This window comes from Streptomyces sp. CA-135486 (genome assembly GCF_050936555.1).
GTDB lineage: Bacteria > Actinomycetota > Actinomycetes > Streptomycetales > Streptomycetaceae > Streptomyces.
Genome location: NZ_JBNJMM010000001.1, coordinates 1,775,659 through 1,799,249, shown reverse-complemented (window position 1 = coordinate 1,799,249; position 23,591 = coordinate 1,775,659). Strand labels below are relative to the sequence as shown.

23 protein-coding genes and 2 pseudogenes are annotated in these 23,591 nt (G+C 70.7%); 12 read left to right on the top strand and 13 right to left on the bottom strand.

The features are described from left to right. Positions 1-108: 108 nt before the first annotated feature. Genes ACQEVG_RS08140 through ACQEVG_RS08130 form a run of 3 tightly spaced genes read right to left on the bottom strand, consistent with a single transcriptional unit; the run spans position 109 to position 2,974 of the window. The gene (locus ACQEVG_RS08140) at positions 109-1,407 is read right to left on the bottom strand and encodes a bifunctional RNase H/acid phosphatase (protein ID WP_432985176.1); all 1,299 of its coding nucleotides are present in this window, start codon (positions 1,405-1,407) and stop codon (positions 109-111) included. A gap of 8 nt (positions 1,408-1,415) precedes the next feature. After that, positions 1,416-2,159, bottom strand: a complete 744-nt coding sequence (locus ACQEVG_RS08135) for a zinc ribbon domain-containing protein (protein ID WP_432985173.1) — start codon at positions 2,157-2,159, stop codon at positions 1,416-1,418. Further along, positions 2,156-2,974 (bottom strand): Nif3-like dinuclear metal center hexameric protein, encoded by an 819-nt coding sequence (locus ACQEVG_RS08130; RefSeq protein WP_432979150.1) that lies wholly within the window; start codon positions 2,972-2,974, stop codon positions 2,156-2,158. Before ACQEVG_RS08130 ends, ACQEVG_RS08135 begins: the two co-directional genes overlap by 4 nt. A 233-nt stretch (positions 2,975-3,207) precedes the next feature. Between ACQEVG_RS08130 and ACQEVG_RS08125 the strand changes: the two genes are divergently transcribed. Beyond that, a complete protein-coding gene (locus tag ACQEVG_RS08125; protein WP_432979147.1) occupies positions 3,208-4,377 on the top strand; it encodes a hypothetical protein in 1,170 nt (389 codons plus the stop codon). A 52-nt stretch (positions 4,378-4,429) separates the two neighbouring features. Next, complete coding sequence (locus ACQEVG_RS08120; RefSeq protein WP_432979144.1) at positions 4,430-4,585, top strand: hypothetical protein; 156 nt, start codon at positions 4,430-4,432, stop codon at positions 4,583-4,585. 68 nt (positions 4,586-4,653) lie between these two features. On the opposite strand, the gene ACQEVG_RS08115 is transcribed toward ACQEVG_RS08120, so the two are convergent. From ACQEVG_RS08115 to ACQEVG_RS08105, 3 genes are read right to left on the bottom strand one after another with little or no spacing between them, the layout of a single operon-like run. Further along, positions 4,654-5,613, bottom strand: a complete 960-nt coding sequence (locus tag ACQEVG_RS08115; protein ID WP_432979141.1) for a 3-oxoacyl-ACP reductase — start codon at positions 5,611-5,613, stop codon at positions 4,654-4,656. Between the two features lie 10 nt (positions 5,614-5,623). Continuing rightward, positions 5,624-6,700, bottom strand: coding sequence for a Zn-dependent alcohol dehydrogenase (locus ACQEVG_RS08110; RefSeq protein WP_432979138.1), 1,077 nt, complete (start codon positions 6,698-6,700; stop codon positions 5,624-5,626). 13 nt (positions 6,701-6,713) lie between these two features. Next, complete coding sequence (locus ACQEVG_RS08105; RefSeq protein ID WP_432979135.1) at positions 6,714-7,568, bottom strand: MaoC/PaaZ C-terminal domain-containing protein; 855 nt, start codon at positions 7,566-7,568, stop codon at positions 6,714-6,716. Positions 7,569-7,847: 279 nt separating this feature from the next. Here ACQEVG_RS08105 and ACQEVG_RS08100 point away from each other — a divergent pair, with 279 nt between their 5' ends. The 4 genes and pseudogenes from ACQEVG_RS08100 to ACQEVG_RS08085 all read left to right on the top strand — a co-directional run bounded on the left by ACQEVG_RS08100 (position 7,848) and on the right by ACQEVG_RS08085 (position 11,412). After that, the gene (locus ACQEVG_RS08100) at positions 7,848-8,777 is read left to right on the top strand and encodes an ABC transporter ATP-binding protein (RefSeq protein WP_432979132.1); all 930 of its coding nucleotides are present in this window, start codon (positions 7,848-7,850) and stop codon (positions 8,775-8,777) included. Continuing rightward, a pseudogene (locus ACQEVG_RS08095) lies at positions 8,774-9,493 on the top strand (ABC transporter permease). Before ACQEVG_RS08100 ends, ACQEVG_RS08095 begins: the two are co-directional and overlap by 4 nt. Positions 9,494-9,504: 11 nt before the next feature. After that, entirely contained in the window at positions 9,505-10,746 is a 1,242-nt protein-coding gene (locus ACQEVG_RS08090; protein WP_432979129.1) for a sensor histidine kinase, read from the top strand. 33 nt (positions 10,747-10,779) lie between these two features. Further along, complete coding sequence (locus ACQEVG_RS08085) at positions 10,780-11,412, top strand: response regulator (protein WP_432985170.1); 633 nt, start codon at positions 10,780-10,782, stop codon at positions 11,410-11,412. Between the two features lie 34 nt (positions 11,413-11,446). On the opposite strand, the gene ACQEVG_RS08080 is transcribed toward ACQEVG_RS08085, so the two are convergent. From ACQEVG_RS08080 to ACQEVG_RS08060, 5 genes are all read right to left on the bottom strand, one after another. Next, positions 11,447-12,265, bottom strand: coding sequence for a hypothetical protein (locus tag ACQEVG_RS08080; RefSeq protein ID WP_432979126.1), 819 nt, complete (start codon positions 12,263-12,265; stop codon positions 11,447-11,449). Further along, entirely contained in the window at positions 12,265-12,801 is a 537-nt protein-coding gene (locus tag ACQEVG_RS08075) for a SigE family RNA polymerase sigma factor (protein WP_432979123.1), read from the bottom strand. The genes ACQEVG_RS08080 and ACQEVG_RS08075 overlap by 1 nt, the downstream gene beginning before the upstream one ends. 81 nt (positions 12,802-12,882) lie before the next feature. Further along, on the bottom strand, positions 12,883-14,370 hold the full coding sequence (locus ACQEVG_RS08070; RefSeq protein WP_432979120.1) for a DHA2 family efflux MFS transporter permease subunit: 1,488 nt from the start codon (positions 14,368-14,370) through the stop codon (positions 12,883-12,885). 70 nt (positions 14,371-14,440) lie between these two features. Continuing rightward, positions 14,441-15,631, bottom strand: a complete 1,191-nt coding sequence (locus ACQEVG_RS08065) for a lipid-transfer protein (protein ID WP_432979117.1) — start codon at positions 15,629-15,631, stop codon at positions 14,441-14,443. Between the two features lie 623 nt (positions 15,632-16,254). Beyond that, positions 16,255-17,157, bottom strand: a complete 903-nt coding sequence (locus ACQEVG_RS08060) for an alpha/beta fold hydrolase (protein ID WP_432979114.1) — start codon at positions 17,155-17,157, stop codon at positions 16,255-16,257. A 289-nt stretch (positions 17,158-17,446) separates the two neighbouring features. On the opposite strand from ACQEVG_RS08060, the gene ACQEVG_RS08055 reads away from it, so the two are divergent. Further along, entirely contained in the window at positions 17,447-17,902 is a 456-nt protein-coding gene (locus ACQEVG_RS08055) for a hypothetical protein (protein ID WP_432979111.1), read from the top strand. 63 nt (positions 17,903-17,965) lie between these two features. On the opposite strand, the gene ACQEVG_RS08050 is transcribed toward ACQEVG_RS08055, so the two are convergent. Together ACQEVG_RS08050 and ACQEVG_RS08045 are read right to left on the bottom strand one after the other, a co-directional pair. Next, positions 17,966-18,241: a DUF397 domain-containing protein gene (locus ACQEVG_RS08050; protein ID WP_432979108.1), complete on the bottom strand. Its 276-nt coding sequence runs from the start codon at positions 18,239-18,241 to the stop codon at positions 17,966-17,968. Further along, positions 18,201-19,048: pseudogene (locus ACQEVG_RS08045) on the bottom strand (helix-turn-helix domain-containing protein). The gene ACQEVG_RS08050 and the pseudogene ACQEVG_RS08045 overlap by 41 nt, the downstream one beginning before the upstream one ends. A gap of 85 nt (positions 19,049-19,133) precedes the next feature. Between ACQEVG_RS08045 and ACQEVG_RS08040 the strand changes: the two are divergent. The 5 genes from ACQEVG_RS08040 to ACQEVG_RS08020 all read left to right on the top strand — a co-directional run bounded on the left by ACQEVG_RS08040 (position 19,134) and on the right by ACQEVG_RS08020 (position 23,534). After that, the gene (locus ACQEVG_RS08040; protein WP_432979105.1) at positions 19,134-19,553 is read left to right on the top strand and encodes an ATP-binding protein; all 420 of its coding nucleotides are present in this window, start codon (positions 19,134-19,136) and stop codon (positions 19,551-19,553) included. Between the two features lie 42 nt (positions 19,554-19,595). Then, on the top strand, positions 19,596-20,246 hold the full coding sequence (locus ACQEVG_RS08035; RefSeq protein WP_432979103.1) for a class I SAM-dependent methyltransferase: 651 nt from the start codon (positions 19,596-19,598) through the stop codon (positions 20,244-20,246). Positions 20,247-20,442: 196 nt separating this feature from the next. Beyond that, positions 20,443-21,417, top strand: coding sequence for an N-acetylmuramoyl-L-alanine amidase (locus tag ACQEVG_RS08030; RefSeq protein ID WP_432979100.1), 975 nt, complete (start codon positions 20,443-20,445; stop codon positions 21,415-21,417). A 148-nt stretch (positions 21,418-21,565) separates the two neighbouring features. Beyond that, positions 21,566-22,405 (top strand): hypothetical protein, encoded by an 840-nt coding sequence (locus tag ACQEVG_RS08025; RefSeq protein WP_432979097.1) that lies wholly within the window; start codon positions 21,566-21,568, stop codon positions 22,403-22,405. A gap of 100 nt (positions 22,406-22,505) precedes the next feature. Next, on the top strand, positions 22,506-23,534 hold the full coding sequence (locus tag ACQEVG_RS08020) for an LLM class F420-dependent oxidoreductase (protein WP_432979094.1): 1,029 nt from the start codon (positions 22,506-22,508) through the stop codon (positions 23,532-23,534). Positions 23,535-23,591 lie beyond the last annotated feature (57 nt).

Sequence of the window (23,591 nt, the reverse complement as noted above, 5' to 3'; positions counted from 1 at the left end):
TACGGAAGCGCGGAAGGTGGGCGCGATACTCCTACGATCGCCGCAGGGATGGCCCGTACTGTCGCCGCAGGGATGGCCCGGCGCGGGCTGCGCGCCGGACCGTACCTCTCAGCGCAGGTGCGATGTGTCGTTCAGCAGACGCAGCGACGCGGTGCCGTCCTTGTAATACGCCACCGCCGAGATCGACGCCGCCGAGAGCTCCATCCGGAACAGGGACTCCGGCGGGGCGCCCAGCGCCAGCCGGACAAAGGTTTTGACCGGTGTGACATGGGTGACCAGCAGGACCGTACGGCCCGCGTAGCGGGCGATCAGCTTGTCGCGGGTCGCCGCCACCCGGCGCGCCACGGTGGCAAAGCTCTCGCCGCCGCCCGTCGGAGCCACCTTCGTGGAGGCGAGCCACGCGTCCAGGTCGTCGGGGTACCGCTCCTGCACCTCCGCGAACGTCAGCCCTTCCCAGGCGCCGAAGTCCGCCTCGCGCAGGCCGTCCTCGATACGGACATCGAGGTTCAGGCGGACCGCGACGGCCTCCGCGGTCTCGCGGCAGCGCTTCAGCGGGGAGCTGACGATGTCCTGGATCGTGCCGCGCGCGGCGAGCGCGGACGCGACGGCCTCCGCCTGGTGGCGGCCGACCGGGGAGAGCGAGGGGTCGGTGCCGCCGCTGCCCGAGAAACGCTTCTCGGGGGTGAGCGGGGTCTCGCCGTGCCGCAGGAGTACGAAGTTGGCGGGGGTGCCGAGGTCGGCGGGCCCCCAGCCGACGCCCGTGGTCTCCTCGGTGGCTTCGGCCGCCGCGGATGCTATTTCGGCCTCGGGCAGGGACGACCGCCCATCGCCCGCCGCAGTCGCGGATCCGGCCTCGGCCAGGGCCGGCCCGGCGGACGGACGGCCCAGCGCCGCCCTCGCCTTCGCCGCGCCCGCCGCCGCGTCGCCCACCACACGCGCCGCCCCGGCATCACGCGTGTCGAGCTCCGCCGTGGAGCGCGACGGCTCCCACTGCTTGCCCTTCTTGCCCGCGTCCATGGCCTCGTTGGCGAGCCGGTCCGCGTGCTTGTTCCGCTCGCGCGGGATCCACTCGTACGTCACCCGGTCCCGCGGAAAGATCCGTCCAGCCTCCGCCGCCAGCGGCTTCATGTCCGGGTGCTTGATCTTCCAGCGGCCCGACATCTGCTCGACGACCAGCTTCGAGTCCATCCGCACCCGGACCGACGCCTCGGGGTCGAGCGCCTTCGCCGCCTTCAGCCCGGCGACGAGGCCCTTGTACTCGGCGACGTTGTTCGTCGCGATGCCGATGTACTCCGCCGCCTCCGCCAGCGTCTCCCCCGTCTTCGGGTCGAGCACGACCGCGCCGTATCCGGCCGGTCCCGGATTCCCCCGGGAACCGCCGTCGGCCTCGACGACGAACTCCCGCAGTCCCGGCACTACAGCCCCGATTCGGAGGTACGGACCAGAATCCGGCGGCAGTTCTCGCAGCGCAGCACCGCGTCGGGAGCCGCCGCGCGGACCTCGTTCACCTCGGTGATGTTCAGCTCCAACTGGCAGCCCTCGCAGCGCCGCTGGTAGAGGCGGGCCGCGCCCACGCCGCCCTGCTGGACGCGCAGCTTCTCGTACAGCTTCAGCAGATCCGCCGGTACCGAGCCCGCCACGACCTCGCGCTCCTTGGTGGCCGACGCGACCTCGGCGTCGATCTTTTCCTGCCCGGCGTCCCGGCGCGCGGTGGCGTCGTCGACCTTGGCCTGCACGGAGGAGACCCGCTCGGTCAGCTCGGCGACCCGCTCCTGCGCGGACTCGCGGCGCTCCATGACCTCGAGGACGACGTCCTCCAGGTCGCCCTGGCGCTTGGCCAGCGAGACGATCTCGTGCTGCAGGTTCTCCAGGTCCTTGGGCGAGGTGACCGCGCCCGAGTCGAGGCGCTGCTGGTCGCGCACGGAGCGCTGGCGCACCTGGTCGACGTCCTGCTCCGCCTTGGTCTGCTCGCGGGCGGTGTCGCTCTCCTCGGTCTGCGCGGCGACCAGCAGGTCGCGCAGCTGTGTGAGGTCCTTGTTGAGCGACTCGATCTCGGCGTGCTCGGGCAGCGACTTGCGCTTGTGGGCAAGCTGCGACAGTCGTACGTCGAGTGCCTGGACGTCGAGAAGTCGGATCTGGTCGGCGGGCGCGGCGTTCAGTTGGGGGCTCCAGAGGAAGAGTGGTGGGAAGTCCAGGGGTCGGTGACCGTGCGCGAGACATGGACCCGAAGGCCCCAGCCGTGCCGGTCGGAAATCTCGTCGAGCTGGGCGGCGGCCTGCTCGCACCAGGGCCATTCGGTGGCCCAGTGGGCGGCGTCGACCAGCCCCAGCGGTGAGTGCTGGGTGGCCTCGGAGGCCGGGTGGTGGCGCAGGTCGGCGGTGAGGAACGCGTCCACGCCCGCGGCGCGTACGACGTCGAAGAGGCTGTCTCCGGAGCCACCGCTGACCGCGACCGTACGCACCACGGCGTCCGGGTCGCCCGCGATGCGGATGCCCTGCGCGGTGGTGGGCAGCCGCTTGGCGGCGCGCGCCGCGAACTCTCGGAGCGTTTCGGGGTGGTCGAGCTCGCAGATCCGGCCGAGGCCGCTCTCGGGTACGAGAGGGCCGGTGACCCGCAGGTCCAGTGCGCCCGCGAGGGCGTCGGAAACACCGGGGTCGGCGGTGTCCGCGTTGGTGTGCGCGACATGCAGCGCGATGTCGTGCTTGATCAGGCCGTGCACGACCCGGCCCTTGAAGTGGGAGGCGGCGACCGTCGTCGTACCGCGCAGATAGAGCGGGTGGTGCGTCACGATCAGCTGGGCGCCGAGCTTGATCGCCTCGTCGGCGATCTGCTGGACCGGGTCGACGGCGAACAGGACGCGGCTGACCTCGGCGTCGGGGTCGCCGCAGACCGTGCCGACGGCGTCCCACTGTTCGGCCCGCTCGGGGGGCCACAGGGCATCGAGCGCGGCGATGACTTCAGACAGACGGGGCACGGAGGAAAGGCTACCTGTCCCCCGCGCCCCGGTGGCCTGGGCTCCTGGGGCGCCCTTCCGGCCGGGGACGCCTGCGCTCCCGGCGCGGCTTCTTGACCAGGCCTCCAGAGCACAGTCGCCCGCTCCTCCTCAGGCGAATCCCGTCATGGACACCCGTATGTGTGAAGTGACGGTTCTTCTGTTGTTCGGCAGGAAGTGCGAAACCTAGCTTCGTCGCCGGAGGTGACCAGTCGATGACAGCCTGTGCCATTGAGACCGCCGCGGAGGACGGAGCCGTGGGGATGACGGGGATCACGGCGAGTACGCGGCTCACGATCACCGCGAACGGCGCATACGCGGCCCGGCTCACCGGGGTCGGTGAGGCCCTGTACCCGGAACGCTGGACGCTGGACGGGCCCGAGCCCTATGCGGTGCCGCTGCCGCTGGACCAGCCCGAGGAACGCGACACCGAGGTGCTGCCGCTGGCCGACGGAAGGGTGCTGATCCGGCGGCGGGTGGCGGGACAGCACGCATTCTCGCTGCTGTATCCGACCGGGCCGGGGACGGGTGAACTGCCGCTCGGCGCCATCGAGTCGGCCGAGCTGACGCTGCTCCCGCCGTCGCCGGACGGCGTGCGCGCGTACGCGCTGGCGCCGGGGGCGACGTCGACCTCGATCTGGCTGGTGGCGGGCGGGACGTTCGGTCCCGAGCACGTCGCCGAGGTGCCGGGGCGCTGTTCCGGCGGGGTGTGGCTGGACCGTACGGGACGGATGCTTGCCCTCGACGGGCAGGTGGACGGCGGCCCGGTGAAGGCGGTGGCGGTCGATCTGGAGCGGGGCGGGGAGGTGACGCCGCTGCTGCAGATCACCGAGGAGAGCGACGACCGGCTGCTGCTGGCCGACGCGGACAGCGGGCTGCTGCTGATCCGCTCCAACGCGGCGGGTCACGACCGGCTGGGCTGGGGGGTGCTGGGGAGTCTGCGGCCGGTGCGCTTTGCGGAGTGCCTGCGGCTCCCGGACTGCGCGGTGACACCGTTCGCGGTGCAGCCGGGCCAGGTACTGATGCCGGAGAGCTGCGCGGTGGCGCTGCGGATCGACGGGGCGGCGGGATGCTGGCTGGGCGTCTGGCGTCCTTCCCAAAAGAGGCTGCGTCAACTGCCGGCGCCGGCCGGGTGGCTGGCGGGGGCGGGGGTGTGGAGCCGCGACGGGGTGCTGCAACTGCCGTACGCGACGCGGGCGGTGTCGTGCGGGGTGGCGAGGATCGACGCGCACACGACGATCACCGATGGGAACGACGTGATCACGGAACCGGCACATGCGGAATGCGCAGGTGGGGAACCGTCGGGGGGTGCCGGGGCTCCCGCTGTGTGCAGGCCGGTTCCTTTGCAGCAGGCGCCTTTCACCGGCCGTGCTGCCCCTGGTTAAACTCTCGGCTTTGCGACACGTAACTCAGCGATCTCAACGGGGGACTTCTCACATGTCTGAGGCTCGAACCGACACCGTCCAGGAGCGGATGCAGGGGGCGACCGAAGCCGGGGGTGCCGGCAGGCACCGGGGTGGTGCGGCCAAGGAGAATGCGGCGACGCAGGCGCACGGCCGCCATCGCCGCCCTGCTCAGTCCGCGGCGGCCTGACCCGACGCCGGGGCTCCGCCCCGGACCCGCCCCCTACGCCCTGCGGGCGTGGGGGGACCCCCGGCGCCTCAATCGCCGGCGTGGCTTGATTTTCGCTTCAGGGCCAGCACCTCCGTCGCCGCGAACGTCTCGTTCTCCGCGCGGCCCGCGTAGTGCGACGTGAGCAGCCCGTCCAGCTCCTCGTAACTGAACGCCTCCTTCGAGGTGTCGAACTTCGCCGCCACTCTCGGCCGTTCGACGATCGCCACCATCCCGCCGTGCACCACCAGCAGCTGGCCGTTCACCCTGGCCGCCGCGGGCGAGGCCAGATAGCCCACCAGCGGGGACACATGCTCCGGTGCCAGCGGGTCGAGACCGCCGTTCGCCGGTTGGGCGAAGCCCGCGAAGACGTCCTCGGTCATCCGGGTCCTGGCGCGCGGGCAGATCACATTGGCGGTGACCCCGTACTTGGCCAGCGCCAGCGCCGTCGAGGTGGTGAGGCCGACGATGCCGCCCTTGGCCGCCGCGTAGTTCGGCTGGCCCGCCGAGCCCGCCAGGAAGGCCTCCGAGGAGGTATTGACGATCCGCCCGTAGACCGGCCCGCCCGCGGCCTTGGAGCGTTCGCGCCAGTGCACGGATGCGAAGTGGGTCGTGTTGAAGTGGCCCTTGAGGTGGACGCGGATGACCGAGTCCCATTCGCTCTCGGTCATCGAAAAGACCATCCGGTCCCTCAGGATGCCCGCGTTGTTGACGAGGATGTCCAGCTTTCCGTAACTGGTGACGGCGAGTTCGACGAGTCCGCGGGCGGACGCGAAGTCGGAGACGTCCCCGTGGTGGGCCACGGCGGAACCGCCCGCCGCGCGGATCTGGGCGGCGACCTCCTCGGCCGGCGTCGCCGACGCCTCCCCCGAGCCGTCGCGGCCCGGCCGTCCGTAGTCGTTGACGACAACGCTCGCGCCCAGGCGGGCGAGTTCCAGCGCTTCGGCGCGCCCGAGGCCACGGCCCGCCCCGGTGACGATCGCGGACAGGCCGTCGAGTGGCAGTGACATCGGAGCCCTTTCAGATCTCGATGCAGGTGCGCAGCGCCTCGCCCGTGCGCATCTGCGCCAGCGCGTCGTTGATCTCGGCGAGCTGCACCCGATGGGTGATCAGCCCTTCGAGGTCGATACGGCCCGCTCGCCACAGCGCGATGGCCCGTTCGTACGACGTGAGCACGTCGCCGCCGCCGTACATGGACGGCAGGATCCGCTTCTCGTCGAAGAACAGCTCGAACATGTTGAGCTGGAGGAAGTCGTCCATGGCGCCCGCGCCGACGATGCACAGGGTGCCGCCGCGCCGGGTCGCCTCGTACGCCGTGCGGGCGGTGGCGGACTTGCCGACGACCTCGAAGACGTAGTCGAAGCCCTCGCCCGCGGTGATGCGCTGCTTGGCGTCGGACAGCTCGTCCGGCGAGACGGCCTCCGTGGCGCCGAACCTCAAGCCGGCCTCGCGCCGGTTCGCGACGGGGTCCACCGCGACGATCTGGGCCGCGCCCTTGAGCCGCGCGCCCTGGATCGCGGAGATGCCGACGCCGCCGCAGCCGATGACGGCGACCGACGAACCGGCGGTCACGTCCGCGGTGTTGATGGCGGCACCGAGGCCCGTGGTCACTCCGCAGCCGATCAGCGCGGCGATGTCGAAGGGCACGTCGTCGGGGATCGGCACGGCGCATCCGGCGTCGACGACGACCTCCTCGGTGAAGGTGCCGGTGCCGGCGAAGCCGAAGACGTCACCGCCGGGGCGTTTGAAGTTGGGGCTCCCCGCGTTCATGAAACCGGCCAGACAGAGCTCGGTCTGGCCGCGCTTGCAGGCGGGACAGACGCGGCAGGCGGGCAGCCAGCACAGCAGCACCCGGTCGCCCTGCTTGAGGGTGCTCACGCCGTCGCCGACGTCGACGATCTCACCGGCGCCCTCGTGTCCGGGGACGAAGGGCGCGGGCTGCGGCAGCACGCCGTTCATCGCCGAGATGTCGGAGTGGCACAGCCCGGTGGACCGGACCCGGATCTTCACCTTCCCCGGGCCGAAGCCCACCGCCTCCACATCGTCGAGGACTTCGAGCTTGTCCTGCCCTATCTCGTGCAGTACGGCTGCGCGCATGGTGCGGCTCCAATCACGAATGTTCGACGATGGTGTCGGCGAGCACCGGTGCGTCGTCCCGCTCGACCGCGGTGACCGACACCTGGACCTTGCTGCCCAGCTGCCACATCCGGATGCGCAGGGTCTCGCCGGGGAAGACCACGCCGGCGAAGCGTGTGGTGTACGAGCGGACCCGGCCGACGTCCCCGCCGAGCACCGTGTCGACGACCGCCTTGAGCGTCATTCCGTACGAGCAGAGCCCGTGCAGGATGGGCCGGTCGAAGCCCGCGCGCGCGGCGAACTCCGGGTCCGCGTGCAGCGGGTTGTAGTCGCCGGAGAGCCGGTAGAGCAGCGCCTGGTCCTCGCGGACACCCTTCTCGATCGTCTTGTCGGGCTCGCGCGAGGGGAGCTCGAGGCGCGAGGAGGGGCCGCGCTCGCCGCCGAAGCCGCCTTCTCCGCGTACGAAGATCTGGGCGTCGCTCGTCCACAGCGGGCCTTCGTCGTCGGCGGCCTCGGTGCGCAGGACGAGGATCGCGGCCTTGCCCTTGTCGTAGACGGCGGCGACGCGCGAGGTGGAGACCGCCGTGCCGCTGACCGGGATGGGACGGTGCAGCTCGATCGTCTGTCCGCCGTGCAGTACGGCCGCGAGGTCGATGTCCAGGCCGGGGCCGAAGAGCCCGCCGACCACGCCGTGGCCCGCGCCGGCGACGGTGGCGAAGCTCGGCAGCACATGCAGCTTCGACTCGAACGTGTAGCGCAGCTCGTCGGGGTCCGTTGCGGGGACACCCGCGCCGAGGCCGAGGTGGTAGAGCTGGACGTCCCTGTGGCCCCAGTGGATCTCGGTGCTGCGGGCTTCGGCCGCGACGGCTTTGGCGGCATCAATGGGCATGTGGAAGCTGCTCCTTGATGAGGGGAAGACCTCGGCGCGGCCGTCCGCACCGTCGGCCGCACCGAGGTCGTACGGGACCGGCCCGGGCGCCCCGTTCTAGAACGCGTTCTAGGGTCGGTTGGCCCCTATGTATAACGCAGCCCCCAGCACTTGTGAAGACTACTGACGGCATGTCAGAAGTGGCGGCCGACTGTCCCGGGCGCCCGGGACATTTGTCACTGCCGAGTCCGTACATGCGCATCTGCCGGGGGCCCGGCCCCGCTCCGTAGCGTGATCCACATGACGCAGACGCATCCTCGGACACCGGACACCGCGGGGGCGGTGAGCTTCACCGGAGCGGCCAAGGCCTTCGGCGACGTACACGCCGTCGACGGCATCGACCTTGCCATCCGGCGCGGTGAGACGGTCGCCCTACTCGGCCGCAACGGTGCGGGCAAGTCCACCGCCATCAGCCTGATGCTCGGCCTGAACGAGCCCGACGCCGGCCGGGTCGAGATCCTCGGCGTCGCACCGGAGCAGGCGGTCGTCGCCGGCCGCGTCGGCGCGATGCTCCAGGACGGCCGGCCGATCCCGCGGGTGACCGTGCGCGAACTGGTCACCTTCGTGGCCCGCGCCTATCCGCGGCCGCTGCCGGTCGCCGAGGCGCTCGCTCTTGCCGGGCTCAGCGAGCTCGCGGACCGCCGCGCCGACCGGCTCTCCGGCGGCCAGATCCAGCGCGTACGTTTCGCCGTCGCGCTGGCCGGCAACCCGGAGCTGATCATCCTCGACGAGCCGACCGCGGCACTGGACGTCGAAGCACGACACGCCTTCTGGACGTCCATGCGCGGCTATGCGGCGCGCGGCAACACCGTGCTCTTCTCCACCCACTATCTGGAGGAGGCCGACGACAACGCCGACCGGATCGTCGTCATCGACCACGGCCGGGTCGTCGCCGACGGCACCAGCGACCAGCTCAAGCGCTCGGTCGGCGGCAATCTCGTCTCCTTCGACCTGGCCGGACGGGGCACCGAAGGGCTGACCCTGCTCCCCGGCGTCGTATCGGTGGAGATACGCGGGGACCGTGCCCGGCTGCGTACGGACGACTCGGACGCGACCGTCGTCGCGCTCGCAGGTCTGGGCGCGATCCGCCGCCTCGAAGTCGCACCCGTCTCCCTCGAAGACGCCTTCCTCACCCTGACCGCCACGCCCGAACTGGAGACCGTGCGATGATCCTCGCCTACGTCAAGCTGGAAGTCCGCCGCACGCTGCGCGACACCGGATTCGTGGTCTTCGGCATCGGAATGCCGGTGCTGATGTATCTGCTCTTCACCAACATCGGCAACGACGCCTCCGACTGGAAGACGGCCTCCATGGTCGGCATGGCGGCATACGGTGCGCTCGGCGCGGCCCTGTCCACCGGCACCGGTGTCGCCGAGGACAAGTCGCTCGGGTGACTGCGCCAGTTGAGGATCACCCCGATGAGACCGCGCCAGATCGTCGCCGGGCGTGCGATCACCGGCTCGGTGGTGGTCCTGCCCTCCATCGTGGCCGTCCTCGCCGCCGGCGCGATCGTCAACGGCGTCCGCCTGGACGCCTGGCAGTGGGCGGCCCTCGCCGTCGCGCTCTGGCTCGGCGCGCTCCCTTTCACCTTCCTCGGCATCGGCAACGGCTACCGGCTCTCCGCCCAGACCACCGGCGTCGTGAACGTCGCCTGCAACGTCGGGCTCGGGGTCGTCGGCGGCCTGTGGTTCCCGGTCCAGTTGTTCCCCGGCTGGCTGCGCGCCCTGTCCGAGTACACCCCCACCAACCGGTTCGCCGAGCTGGGCCGCGCCATGACCGACGGCAACGCCCCCGCGCTCACCACCGTGGCCGTGCTGATCGCCTGGGCCCTGCTGTTCGGTTCGTACGCGGGGGTCTCGTACCGTCGGTCCGCGAGGACGGCGTGACAGGAGCGACCATGTGCAGGAAGAAGTGGGACTGGCGGAGCCAGGCGTACACCGAGCGCATGGCGGCCTGCAAGGCCGAGTGGCCGGCTCGGCGGGACGCCTGGCGCGACGGGAAGACGCGGCGTAAGGACGCCCCCGAAGAAGGGGTTCCGCCCAACGGCTTCGCCATGCTGCCGTGGCTGCTGATGGGCATGGGAGCCTTCTCCAACCTTCTCCAGGGCAAGACCCCGAACCCCTGGATCGGCGGCCTTGGTCTGCTCGCCTTCAACTCCCTCTACATCTCGGTGGTGTTCCGCGCCTTCGTCAAGGAGGCGAGGGAGGCACCCTCCACCCGATGGATGCTTGTCGCCATGGCCTGTGTCACCTCCTTCCTCGCCATCGCCTACGGCGGCGAGTGGCTGCTCTTCTTCCCGCTGCTCGGCCTGGCCGTCGGCTCGGTCCTGCGGGGACGCAGGCTTCCCCAGGTGGTCTTCCCGCTCTGCCTCGCCGCCGGGGGCATCGCCGCCTGGCGCGACGGATGGGGCGCGGTCAACGTCGCGTACGGCACCTTCATCTCCTCGATGGTCACCGCGGCCGTTCTCGCCCTCTCCGAGACGGTCAGGGAACTGCGGGCGACGAAGGAGGAGTTGGCCCGTACCGCCGTCGAGAAGGAACGGCTGCGCTTCTCGCGCGATCTGCACGACCTGCTCGGCCACACGCTGTCGGTGATCGTGGTCAAGTCGGAGGCCGCCCGCAGGCTGGCTCCACGGGATCTGGACGCCGCGATCGTCCAGATCACCGACATCGAGTCCGTCGGCCGCCAGGCGCTGACCGAGATACGCGAGGCGGTGACGGGCTACCGCGAAGGCAGCCTGGCCACCGAGCTCGACCGGGCTCGCGACATCCTCACGACGGTCGGCATCGAGCCGGTCGTACGGCAGTCGGGGCCGCCACTGGAGCCCCAGACCGAGGCGCTGCTGAGCTGGGTGGTCCGCGAGTCCGTCACCAACGCCGTGCGCCACTCCAAGGCGTCGCGCTGCGAGATCGAGGTCACCGGGACCCCCGGCCGGGTCCGCCTGGTGATCATGGATGATGGCCGGGGCGTTGGCTCGGGCACGCCCGGCAGCGGGCTGAAGGGTCTGCGCGAACGGGTCGCGGCGGCAGGCGGCTCCCTGGAGGCGGGCCCATCCCCGCGCGGCGGTTTCCGGGTCCGGGCCGAACTCCCCGTGGATGCCCGGCAGGGACGCGGAGCAGAACCGGCACACGCCGAATGAGCTGGTCGGACGTACTCTTACGCCGTGGAAGAGATGCCCCGGGACCACCGGCCCGCCAAGTCCGTACGGGTCCTCCTCGCCGAGGATCAGGGCATGATGCGCGGCGCGCTCGCCCTCCTTCTCGGCCTTGAGGAGGACATCGAGGTCGTCGCCCAGGTCGGCCGGGGCGACGCCATCGTCGACGCCGCGCTCACCTCGCGGCCCGATGTGGCCCTGCTGGACATCGAGTTGCCCGGATGCAGCGGTCTCGACGCGGCCGCGCAGCTGCGGGACGAGGTGCCCGACTGCCGGGTGCTGATCCTCACCACCTTCGGACGGCCCGGCTATCTGCGGCGGGCGATGGAAGCCGGGGCCGCGGGGTTCCTCGTCAAGGACGGACCCGTCGAGGAGCTGGCCGAGGCGATCCGGCGGGTGCTGACCGGGGAGACCGTGATCGATCCGGCGCTCGCCGCGGCCGCGTTGAGCGCGGGGCCGAGTCCGCTGACCGCGCGGGAGCGAGATGTACTGAACGCCGCGGTGGACGGGGCGACCGTCTCCGACATAGCGGGGACACTGCATCTGTCCGAGTCCACCGTACGGAACTATCTCTCGTCCGCGATCGGCAAGACGGGCACCCGCAACCGTATGGAGGCGGTCCGGGCGGCACGTCAGCAGGGCTGGCTGTGACGGCGACGCGCCGCCGACCCCCTCGCTGCCCGGCTCAGTGCCGGGAGACGACCTTGCCCTCCTTGTCGTAGACCGTCATGTGCAGCGCGCCCGCCTTCTCGGGCATGGCCAGCGCATAGAACTTCTCCGCGACTCCCGGAACGGAGATGAGCCTGGGCCTCACTTTGGCCTGCTTGCCCCAGCCGATCTCCACCGCGCCGTAATCGCTGCCGATCGAACCGACCCACACTCCGATGTGCTTGCCGCGAATGGAGTATGCACCGCCGCCAACGCTGCCCTTGGAGCTGCTGCCCTCAGGACTGGCGGAGGACGATGCGAACATATGCCGCTCGCCACCCTCCACGTAGGAGGAGGCGTACCACATGGTGCCGAGGTGCAGGTCGGAGGCCCGAGGCGAACCGAGCTCCACCTTCTTGGCCGCAATGGACCACCCCCGTGGCACGTCCCCGCGTTCCTCCGCGAGCTGGATCTGCCGCAGCGACTCCTCCTTGGTGCGCGGCGCCCCGTACACCGTGACCTCCGCCTTCCGCACCGCCCCGTCCGGATACTTCAGCGTCCCCAACGTCACCGTCACCGGCGTCAGCAAGCCAGGAACGGCCGGCCGAGCCGCCACTTTGTCCGCGCTCCTGATCTTCTCGCCGTCCGTCGCCACCGCCACCGCGAAGCCGCCCGCCGGCAGCAGCACGGCCAGTGATGCCAGCGCTGCCACTCCGGCCCGGCGGCGCGCCCTGCGACGGCGGCCCCCGGCCATCACCGCCGCAGTGGGCAGGGGCCCGATCCATACGCTGTCCGCCGCCTCCGCCAGCGCCACACCCAGCTCCATCTCCAACGCGCTCTGCCGCTCTTCTTCCATCACCAGGTCCCTCGGCTTCCGACTGCGTTCGCCAGCGCGGGTATGGCGCGCAACTTCGCGATCCCTCTGGCCGCATTGCTCTTCACGGCACCCACGGAGCACCCCATGCACTCCGCCGCCTGTACCTCGCTCAGGTCCTCCCAGTAGCGCAGGACCACCGCCTCGCGCTGACGCGGCGGCAGTTGGACCAGTGCGCGCAGCAGCGCCGCCCGGTCGTCGGCCTGTGCGATCCGGTCACCGCGCTCGGGCAGATCGGTGCCGATTCCGGTGTCGTCGGTCGCCGACAGGTACTCCTTGAGGCGCTTGCGGTGCTTGCGGGCATGGGCGTTGACCATGACCCGTCTGACATAGGCGTCCCGGTCGTCGGCCGCGCTCACCTTGCGCCAGGCCACATAGACCCGCTCCAGCGACGACTGGACCAAGTCCTCCGCCGCGTGCTGCTCCCCCGTCAACAGATAGGCCGTGCGCAGCAGTTTGGGCCATCGAACGGCCGCGAATTGCTGGAACTCCTCGTCCAGCGTCTGCTTCTCCCCCATGGGCACCTCCTCACACACTGGAGTCCCCGAGGGATCGAAACCGTTGCCTCTCCCCGCAGCGCCTCACCCCGCCGCGAGGCCTCACCCCGCCGAAGTGCCCTGCGCGGATTCCTTCGCGGCAGCGGCGCCGGGCAGCCACAGCAGCATCAGCACCGCCGCCGCCAGCAGCACCCCCGCCCCCGTGCGGAACGCCAGCGCGTAACCGGCCGTCAGCGCCTGCGGATCGGTGCCGCCCGCAGTGCGGGCCGCCGCGACCGTGGAGAGGACGGCCAGACCCAGCGCACCGCCCATCGTGCGGGAGGTGTTGATCAGTCCCGAGACCAGGCCCGCCTCGCCCGGTGCCGCGCCCCCGGTGGCCAGGGCCGCGAGCGGAGTCGCGGCGAGGCCGACGCCCACCATCATCAGGATGCCGGGGCCGAGGATCGAGGCGGAATAGCTGCCGTCCGCGGTCATCGTGGACTGCCAGCCGAAGCCGGTCGCGGCGACCAGCGCCCCGATGACCGCTATGGTCCTGCCACCGGCCCGCACCATCAGGCGGGGCGCGAGCTTCGAGCCGACGATGACGCCGGCCGAGCTGGGGATGAGCGCCAGGCCCGCCTGCAGCGGGGTGTAGCCCAGCACGTTCTGCGCGTACACCGTCATGAAGAACCACATGGCGAAGGACGCCGAACCGCACACCAGCATGGCCACGTTCGCCGCGGAAACCGACCGCGACCGGAACACCCGCAGCGGCATCAGCGGCACCCCGGTCCGCGCCTCCACGGCCACGAACGCCCCGAGCACGGCGAGCCCGCCGAACAGCGGCAGCAGCGTGGCGGGCGCGGCCCAGCCCGCCTGTTCGGTCTGCACGATGCCGTATGCGACCGTCGCGAGGCCGCCCGTGACAAGCACCGCCCCCGGCAGGTCGAGCCTGCGGCCTCCCGCACGGCCTTCGGCGTGCGAGGTACCCCCACCCGTGAGCCAGACGGCCGCAGCCGCCATCACCAGCACGCCGACCGGCACATTGATCAGGAACACCCAGCGCCAGGACAGCAGATCGGTGAGGGCACCGCCGACGAGTCCGCCGGCCGCGCCGCCCGCCGCGCCCACCGCCGTCCAGGTGCCGATCGCCCGGGTCCGCGCCGGCCCCGGCGGCGCGGCCGCCGTCACGATGGTGAGGGTCGCCGGCGCGAGCACCGCCGCGCCGAGCCCCTGGACGGCCCGCGCGGCGAGCAGCTGCCAGCCCTCCTGGGCGAGCCCGCCCGCGACGGACGCGGCGGTGAAGAGCCCGAGCCCCACGAGAAACATCCGCTTGCGGCCGAAGATGTCCGCGGCCCGCCCGCCGAGCAGCATGAACCCGGCGAACGCGATGGAGTACGCGTTGAGGACCCACTGCAGGCCCGTCGTGGTCAGCCCGAGGTCCGCGCGCATCGATGGCAGCGCCACATTGACCACGGACACGTCGAGCACAACCAGGAACTGCCCCGCGCACGCGGCAAGGATCACCGCCCAGGTACGGGCGGGCCGGGCGGTGGTTGTCGGGATGAGGGGCCGGCGGGCGTCTGAGCGGGCTTGGACCATGGGCGTCATGGTCGCAGCCGCCCAGCAGTCCGTACATCAGGAATTCGACGTACGAGACGGAAGCCCGGAGACCTAGGTCCTAGGACCGCCGCAGCAGGGTGACCACTGCCGCCCCTCCGAGCCCGATGTTGTGCGCGAGCCCCACCCGCGCGCCTGTCACCTGCCGCGGGCCCGCCTCGCCCCTCAACTGCCGTACCAGTTCGGCCGTCTGTGCAAGACCGGTCGCGCCCAGCGGATGCCCCTTGGAGATCAGGCCGCCCGAGGGGTTGACCACCCACCGGCCGCCGTAGGTCGTGGCACCGGACTCGACGAGTTTGCCGGACTCGCCGTCGTCGCACATGCCCAGGGCCTCGTAGGTGAGGAGCTCGTTGATGGAGAAGCAGTCGTGCAGCTCGACGACGTCGACGTCCTCGATGCCGAGCCCGGACTTCTCGTACACGGCCCGTGCCGCCGCCCGCGACATCGGCTTTCCCACGACGTCGATGCACGAACCGGAGGCGAAGGACTCCTCGGTGTCGGTGGTCATGGCCTGGGCGGCGATCTCCACGGCCCGCCCGTGCAGCCCGTGCCGGACGAGGAAGCGTTCGGAGACGACGACGGCGGCGGCCGAGCCGTCCGATGTGGGCGAGCACTGGAGCTTGGTCAGCGGCCGGTGGATCGTCTTGGCGGCCAGGATCTCGTCGACCGAGTAGACGTCCTGGAACTGGGCGTCGGGATTGTTCGCCGAGTGCCGGTGGTTCTTCGCGCCGACGGCGGCGAGCTGCGCCTCGGTCGTCCCGTACCGCTCCATGTGCTCGCGGGCGGCGTTGCCGAAGATCTGTGCGGTGGGCGGACTCATCTCGAAGCCGTGCGCAGCCGCCATCACTCCGTAGTGCCGGGCGACGGGCGACGTCGTGAAGTCTCCCCCGTCGGAGCTCGCGCCCAGCGCCCCGCGGGTCATCTTCTCGAAGCCCAGCGCCAGTACGCAGTCGCTGATACCGCCCTCGACGAACTGCCGCGCCATCATCAGCGCCGTCGAGCCCGTCGCGCAGTTGTTGTTGACGTTGTAGACGGGCACGCCGGTCAGGCCCAGTTCGTACACGGCCCGCTGGCCCGCCGTCGAGGCCTGGAAGCAGTAGCCGACGGGCACCTGCTCGACGAGGTCGTACGAGATCCCCGCGTCGGCCAGCGCCTGTGTCCCCGCCTCCCTCGCCATGTCCCAGTACTGCCAGTCGCGGGTCTCCGGCTTCTCGAACTTCGTCGTACCGACGCCGACGATGTACGCCTTCATGATGCCGCCCCTCTGCCAATACCTGACGATACGTCAGATACTGGCAGGGGTGGACCGCCGACGGAAGGCCGCGCGCGCCGCCAGACCCCCGCCGGGCCCCGCCAGACCCCGTCAGACCCTCGGCCGGATCACGGCAGGGGCTGGAAGGGGACTCCAAGGCCGCACTCCGGGAGTTCTGGGACTCCCCGGAGTACCAGCCGCTGAAGGAGATTCGCCGCAGGTACTCGACGGTCAAGGTGGTGGCCGGCGAAAGCGTCTGACGGCGCGCTCCAGGAAGGGCGCTCGCTCCGGGAGGCGCGCGCCCCTCCCGGACACGGCGCCCCACCCAGGGGGACGGAGCTGCTCAGTCTCTCGGCAGCCCGAGAATCCGTTCCGCGACGACACCGCGGCAGCGCAGGCCCCGCCGCCGTGCCTGCGCGAGCGACACCGCGGAGTCCACGGAAACCCTGCGGGCGGCTGGCAGAACGCACGGGCTCTCAGTCGGCTCGGCGCGCGGGCCACGCCGCATCCGCTGGCTCGACCTGGACGACCGCACCGGCCTCCGCCCACCTCGCTCCTGCGACCTGGAGGTCACTCCGTACTTGTTCGCGGAGATCCGTCGCACCGGGCAACGTATGTCCGGATCACCTTGCGAAACGTTGCCCCGTTCCGCTGCCGAACGGAGAACGTCCGATCGCACCAGCCGCGGCTACGGCCTCGGCGAAATAGTCCGGTGCCTCCATCGGTACGAAATGTCCGATCCCGTCCAGGTGCCGAAGCTGGAGGTCCGCGAAGTACTGGTCGAGCTGGTCAGACCAGGCTGGCGGAAACAGCGGATCACGGTCCGGCCAGAGCACCGTGGTCGGTACGGCGATCCGCTCCGCGGGCGGCGGCGGTCGCTCGGCCACTGCCCGAGCCAACGCGCCGACGTTGGCTCGATACCAGCCGAGCAGGGCAGCAGCCCTACCCGGCTGGGAGTACACCGAGACCAGGTGGTCGAGGTGTCCGTCGGGCGGCGCGAACCCCGGGCCGGCCCAGTGGGTCCAGAAGTGCCGCAGGAACACACGCATCGCATCCGGCCGGCCGTCCAACAGTTCCACCGCGATCGGGAGCTGGTTGAACGACAGGTACCAGAATTCTGGCGCCGCCTGCGGGCCGAGGATCCGCTCACCCATGCCCGGCAGCGGCGGCGTCAGCACCAGGGCGCGGACTAGATCCGGTCGCAGCCGGGCGATCGCGACCGCGATCCGGCTACCGATATCGTGTCCGGCGACCACCGGCCGGTCCAGGCCCAGCTCTTCGATCAGGCCAACCACGCTGCGTGCCTGCCCGTCAGCGCCGTACGACGTCGGATCGCCGGATCGCCAGTCCGAACCGCCGAACCCACGCAGGTCCGGCACCACGACGTCCATCGCCGGCAATTGGGCGACGACCCCGCGGTACTCGCTGCGGTCCCCCGGCCACCCATGCAGCAACACCGCAGCGACCCCACTACCGACGCGGTCGTAGCAGAGCCGGAATCCATCGATGGCGCTCGTCCAACTCACCCGACCCAGGGTAGGCGGCGCAACGCCAAAGACCAGTGGCGGACTGGCAGCTTCGCAGCGCCAGCGCACGGACCCGCCACAGCCGCGCAGCCGGGAAACCGCAAGGCAAGTCCGGACAACCACGATCCATGACGTCCACACCGACCTTGCGAATCACTGGTCGGCGCGTTGGCCATCCGCACGGTTGGACTGGACGTGACAGATCGCCGCGGGAGCCGCCCCTTCCTCTCACCCGTTCAGGTCCGAGCAATGGCAAGGGGACATACACCCCCTTAGCGTTACAAACCACATGATCGATCCGCTACAGATCGCGGATCGCCCCCTAACAGGAGGTCTGGAGTTGAAGCGCTCCATAGTTCTTGCTCTGGCAAGCGTCCCGATGATGCTCGCAACCGGCATGGCGTCCACGGCCCACGCGGCCGACGACCCGGAGGGATCCGACAAGGGCGGCAGCAAGGTGACCGCCACAACCTACGTCGGCGACCCCGTCGACCTCGTTCCGAACGAAAATGCGACCGCGACGGTCCAGTGCCCGGAGGACGAGACCGCGGTTGGCGGCGGCGGCATCACCAACGCCACCGACGCCGTCACTGCCTACCTCACGGACTCTTACCCCATTGACGCCAACGGCGACCCCGCCGCCGAGGGAACCAGCGCGACCGGCTGGGCCGTCTCGGCGACGTATTCCGAGCCCGACGCCAGCCTGACGGCGTACGTCGTCTGCCTGGACAAGAAGCGGGACTGACTCAGCACTGCGGAGGGCGTGCCCAGCACGCCCTCCGCACAGTGTGACGCCGGATCAGGCCCCTCAGAGGCCACCCACGGCTGCGGCCGTGACGAATGCCGCGAAGGCGGCGGGGGTGACGGCGAAGGCGGGGCCGTCGGGGTTCTTGGAGTCGCGCACGGCGATACGGCAGGGCTGGGTGGCGACCTCGATGCACTGGCCGCCGGTGTCTCCGCTGTACGAGGACTTGCGCCAGACGGCGGCGCCGAGCGGGGCGCATTCGATGCAGTCGCCGCCGGTGTCGGAGCTGTGCGACGACTTACGCCACCGCGCGCCCGTCAAATCCTGGTTCGTGGCCATAACGCTCCTCCATTACGCGGGCGATCAGTGCCGCCGAATCCTCCACGGAGAGCGCGGCGGCCTGCAAGTGATCGTAACGGAGCGAACCTTCCCTGAAAGCTTGCGGATTGGCCGTCATATGGCCCTGGACGAAGTCCTCGGTATAGACGAGATCGGGGTCGTCCTCGAACCGCAGGAGGTTGAACGTACCCGGCAGCCCCCATGGGCGCCCGCCTCAAAGGGCAGGATCTGCACCTTCACCCACTCGCGCCCGCGCAGACCCAACAAGTGGGCGAGTTGATTCCGCATGACGTCCCGGCCGCCGATCTCCTGATGCAAAACGGCCTCGCTCAGCACCACCCAGCTCAACGGCGGATTCTCGCGCTCCAGGATGCGCTGTCGCTCCATCCGGGCGGCCACCCTGGCATCGAGGCCATGGTCGGTCCGTACGCTCAGCACCGCCCTCGCATACCCCTCCGTCTGCAACAGCCCGTACACCAACTGCGGCTGAAACGTGGAGATGTACGCCGCCCGCGCCTCCATCTCCGCATACGCCTGGAACCAGCTCGGCAACTGACTCCGCAGCACCAGCCCCACCAACCGTGAGAACACCCCGCCCGTCCCCAGCGCCGCGTCCACCCGTTCCGAGAAATCCCTCGTCGGCACCTTCCTCGCCGTCTCGATCTGGCCGATCAGCGACGCCGTACAGAAGACACAGCCGCCGAGCTCGCCCTGCTTCAGCCCGGCTTCCTCTCTCAGGCGGCGCAATTCGGAGCCGTAGTAGTCCAGCGGCGATGCGCTGGGATCGAGGTCGCGGATATTGACCACGCGGGCGGTCACCCCCAAGCTCACGCCTCGCGGCGTTCGTTTCCGTTCGTAGCCGAGCGTAACCACTCCACCGCACGCTGGTGACATGAATCACGCAACTGACTGCTCACCAGCGGCAATTAGCGACTGCTACCGCACGGGCTTCACCCTCGGTGAGCACTCTGCGCGCCATCTCCGCCGCATCCTGCGGACGTTCCTGACCCGCTGGGAGATGTCCGCGCTGACCGACGCCGCCGAGCTGGCGCTGACCGAGCTGGTCGCCAATGTCGTACAGCATGTGCCCGGCAGGCGCTGCACGCTGCTCATCCTGCGACGGCCGGACGGGCTGCGGGTCGAGGTCGCGGACGAGCACCCGCACTGCCCGCGCCCGGTGCGCCCCGAGTGCGGAGGCGACGAGCTCGACGAGGGCGGGCGGGGGCTGCTCCTCGTCGAGGCCGTGACCGACCGCTGGGGCACGGTGCCACTGCCAGGAGGCAAGACGATGTGGTTCGAGTGCGACGTGTGAGGCACGATGGCGGCCGGACACCCCGTACGACCAGGAGGAACCATGGGCGCCGCCCCCAAGCCGGAGACCCTCGCCGCCTTCGAGGCCGCCAAGGGCTTCATGCCCGTACGGGAGGGCCTTGCCCTGTACGCGGCAGCGGCCGAGGCGGGCGCGCTCGGTCTGCCCCTGCTGGAGGTGGGTACGTACTGCGGGCGGTCGACGATCCTGCTCGCCGACGCCGCCCGTGAGGCGGGCACGACGGCCGTCACGGTCGACCACCACCGGGGCAGCGAGGAGCAGCAGCCGGGCTGGGACTACCACGACCCGGAGACCGTGGACCCCGAGATCGGCCACATGGACACGCTGCCCACCTTCCGCCGCACCCTGCACAGGGCCGGCCTGGAGGAGCACGTCATCGCGATCGTCGGCCGCTCCCCGCAGGTGGCGCGGGTCTGGGGCACTCCGCTCGGCCTGGTCTTCATCGACGGCGGCCACACCGACGAGCACGCGGGCGGCGACTACGAGGGCTGGGCGCCGCATGTCGCCGACGGCGGCCTCCTCGTCATCCACGACGTCTTCCCCGACCCGGTCGACGAGTGGACCGGCCAGGCCCCGTACCGCGTCTACCTCCGGGCACTCGCGTCCGGCGCGTTCACCGAGGTCTCAGTGACGGACTCGCTGCGCGTCCTGCGTCGTACCGGGCCGGGGATCTGAGCTGCCGGGCAAGCGGTGCCGGGGAAGTTCGGGTGGGAGAAGGAGGGGGTCGAAGGAGGGGGTCGAAGGCCGAGTCCGGCAAGGCGGAGGAAGGAGCCCACGCGGAGCGTAGGCGACTTACGACAACGCAGCCAGGCGACAGCCATCGGCGCGCGACGCCGCCCGAACTTCTTCGGGACCGCTTAGCATCGCGAGGGTGTCGTACGACGAGAACCAGCCTCCCGCCCGCCCGCGCCGCCCAGGACGCGGCAATCTCACCATCGCGGTCGCCGCGCTGGTGCCGACCGCCCTGGCGGGCTGGCTGGTCTGGCAGTCGATGAACGGCCCCGAGAAGAACGAGCCGCCGAAGGTGCTGCCCCTGCCGAGCGGACAGACCACCGCGGGTAAGCCGGGCCCGGGGGCCTCCTCGCACACCGACTCGGCCTCACCCTCCGCCTCGCCCTCACCGTCACCCACTCAGGGGTCGAAACGACCGGACGCGAAGGGCAGCGCGTCGGGTCCGCTCTCGGGCAAGGTCGTGGTCGTCGACCCCGGGCACAATCCCGGCAATTTTCGCCATTCCGCAGAAATCAATAGACTCGTCGACATCGGCACGAACCGCAAGGAATGCGACACCACGGGCACGTCCACCAACGACGGTTACACCGAAGCCGAATTCACCCGCGATGTTTCACAACGTCTTCGCACACTGCTCGAAAAGCAGGGCGCAACGGTCGAATTCACTCATGACAACGATCGCCCGTTCGGTCCCTGCGTCGACGAACGGGCCAGGATCGGCAACAAGGCCAAGGCCGACGCGGTCATCTCCATCCACGCCGACGGAGCCGGCATCGGCGACCGCGGCTTCCATGTCATCCTCCCGGCCCTGGTCAACGCGGGTGCGGCGGACACCACAGAGATTGTCGGCCCCTCGCGCGAACTCGGCGAGCGCATCGCCGGCAGGTTCGTACGCGCCACGGGCAGCGCCCCCTCCAACTATGTGGGCGACGGCACCGGGTTGGACGTACGCAAGGATCTGGGCGGCCTGAATCTGTCCACCGTGCCCAAGGTGTTCATCGAATGCGGCAATATGCGTGACCCGAAGGACGCGGCCCTGCTGAAAAGTTCGGCCTGGCGCCAGCAGGCCGCGCTTGGAATGGCGGAAGGCATCGCCGGTTACCTCAAGGGCTAACTGCGATACCCGGCAGACGGCCGGATCGGGCAGACGATAGATTCACCTCTACGATGGGGAGTCACCCCCGAGCTCCGCGCCGTGCACACCGCCCGCAACGGCGGCAGCGACGACCGCCCCGATGAGACGACCTACGAAGGACTTTTACGTGAACATCCGCTCCCTCACTCGAGGCGACGGCGTGGTGATCGGAGCAGCGGTGTTGCTGTTCATCGCCTCGTTCCTCGACACGTTCGACTGCTCCGGCAGCAACTGTGGCGACGTGCCGAACGCCTGGGACAACGGCTCGCTGCTCCTGGGCGTCTACCTGGCCGGCATCATCGGCGCGGCTCTGATCGTCGTCGCGCGTGCGCTGCCGCAGCCGCCGAAGGTGATCGGCCTCGACCTCGGCCAGGTCGGCGTCGCCTTCACCGTCTTCACCGCGTGGAGCTCGCTCGGCGCCATCTTCGACCCGGCCGGGTCCCTGGACCTCGGCAGCAGCGTCGACGCGGGCACCGGCCTCATCCTCGGCTTCATCGCCGCGCTCGTCCTCGCGGCCGGCGCGGTCTCCTCCCTGATCGTGCCCGCCCTCAAGGCCCCGCTGATCGGCGCCCCGAGGCCGGCCGCCAGCCCGTACGGCGCCCAGCCCGGCGCCCCCGGTGGCTACGGCTACCCGGGCGCCCAGCAGCAGCCCTACGGTGCGCAACCGGGTCAGCCGCAGCCCGGTCAGCCCCACCCGTACGGCGCCCAGCAGCAGCCCGGTCAGCAGCAGCCTGCTCCGGCCGGGCCGCAGCAGGCCGGCGCCACGGCCGACTTCACGCCGTTCTGGTTCGCGGTGCCGGTGGCCCGTCCGCTGTACGGCGAGGACGGTTCGCCGGCCCCGATCGCCGAACTCGCACCCGGCACCTGGTACCTGGCGGTCGAGCAGCGCGGCCCCGGCCTGGTGGCCCAGACGCAGGACGGCCGTCGTGGCGTGCTGCAGGACACCAGCGGCATCCAGCGCGGCTGATACGTACAGCGCCACAGTGCGGCCCCTCGCCCTTCCGGGTGGGGGGCCGTTGGCGTACCCTGACGCACCGTCAGAAATACGGGACCGGAGGGGAGCCGGCATGCGACTCGGACTCGCGCTCGGCTACTGGGGCCGCGGCCCCGACCCCGGCCATCTCGAACTCGCCCGCGAGGCCGAGCGCCTCGGCTACGACTCCGTGTGGACGGCGGAGGCCTGGGGCTCCGACGCCTTCACCCCGCTCACCTGGATCGCGGCGCACACCAGCCGGATCCGCCTGGGCACGGCCGTGGCGCAGATGGCCGCCCGTACGCCCACCGCCACCGCCATGCACGCGCTCACCCTGGATCATCTCTCCGGCGGCCGGATGATGCTGGGGCTCGGGCTTTCGGGACCGCAGGTGGTGGAGGGCTGGTACGGCCGCCCGTTCCCCAAGAGCCCGCTGACCGCCACGCGCGAATACGTCGACGTGATCCGCCAAGTTCTCCGGCGCGAGGCCCCGGTTGAGCTGGCGGGCCGCTACCACTCCCACCCTTACACCGGTGAAGACGGCAGCGGTCTCGGCAAACCGCTCAAGCCCATCACGCATCCGCTGCGTGCCTCACTTCCCGTCCTGCTGGGCGCCGAAGGCCCGAAGAACATCGCCCAGACGACGCGCATCGCCGACGGCTGGCTCCCGTTGTACTGGTCCCCGCTGCGCACGGACGTCTACGAGGCCTCGCTCACCGAGCTGCCCGACGGCTTCCTGATCGCGCCGATGGTCCGCGCCAAGGTCTGTGACGATGCGGCCGAAGGCCTGCTGCCCGTCAAGGCGATGCTCGGCTTCTACATCGGCGGCATGGGCCATGCGGCCCGTAACTTCCACGCCGATCTGATGGCGCGCATGGGGTACGAGTCCGAAGCCCGGCACATCCAGGCGCTGTTCGCCGACGGCCGCCGTGAGGAGGCCGTACTCGCCGTCCCCGACGCCTTCGCCGACGAGATCTCGCTGGTCGGTCCGCGTGAGCGGATCGCGGAACGCCTGGAGTTGTGGCGCAAGGGCCCGGTCACGGACCTGCTGGTGACGGCCCCGGACCCGCACACCCTGCGGGTGCTCGCCGAGTTGAACGGCCAGAGCCGGGACAGGGCCTAGTCATCGCCGAGCGGGCTCCATGGGTTTCACACGCTCACAAGCGGCAATCCGATCCAC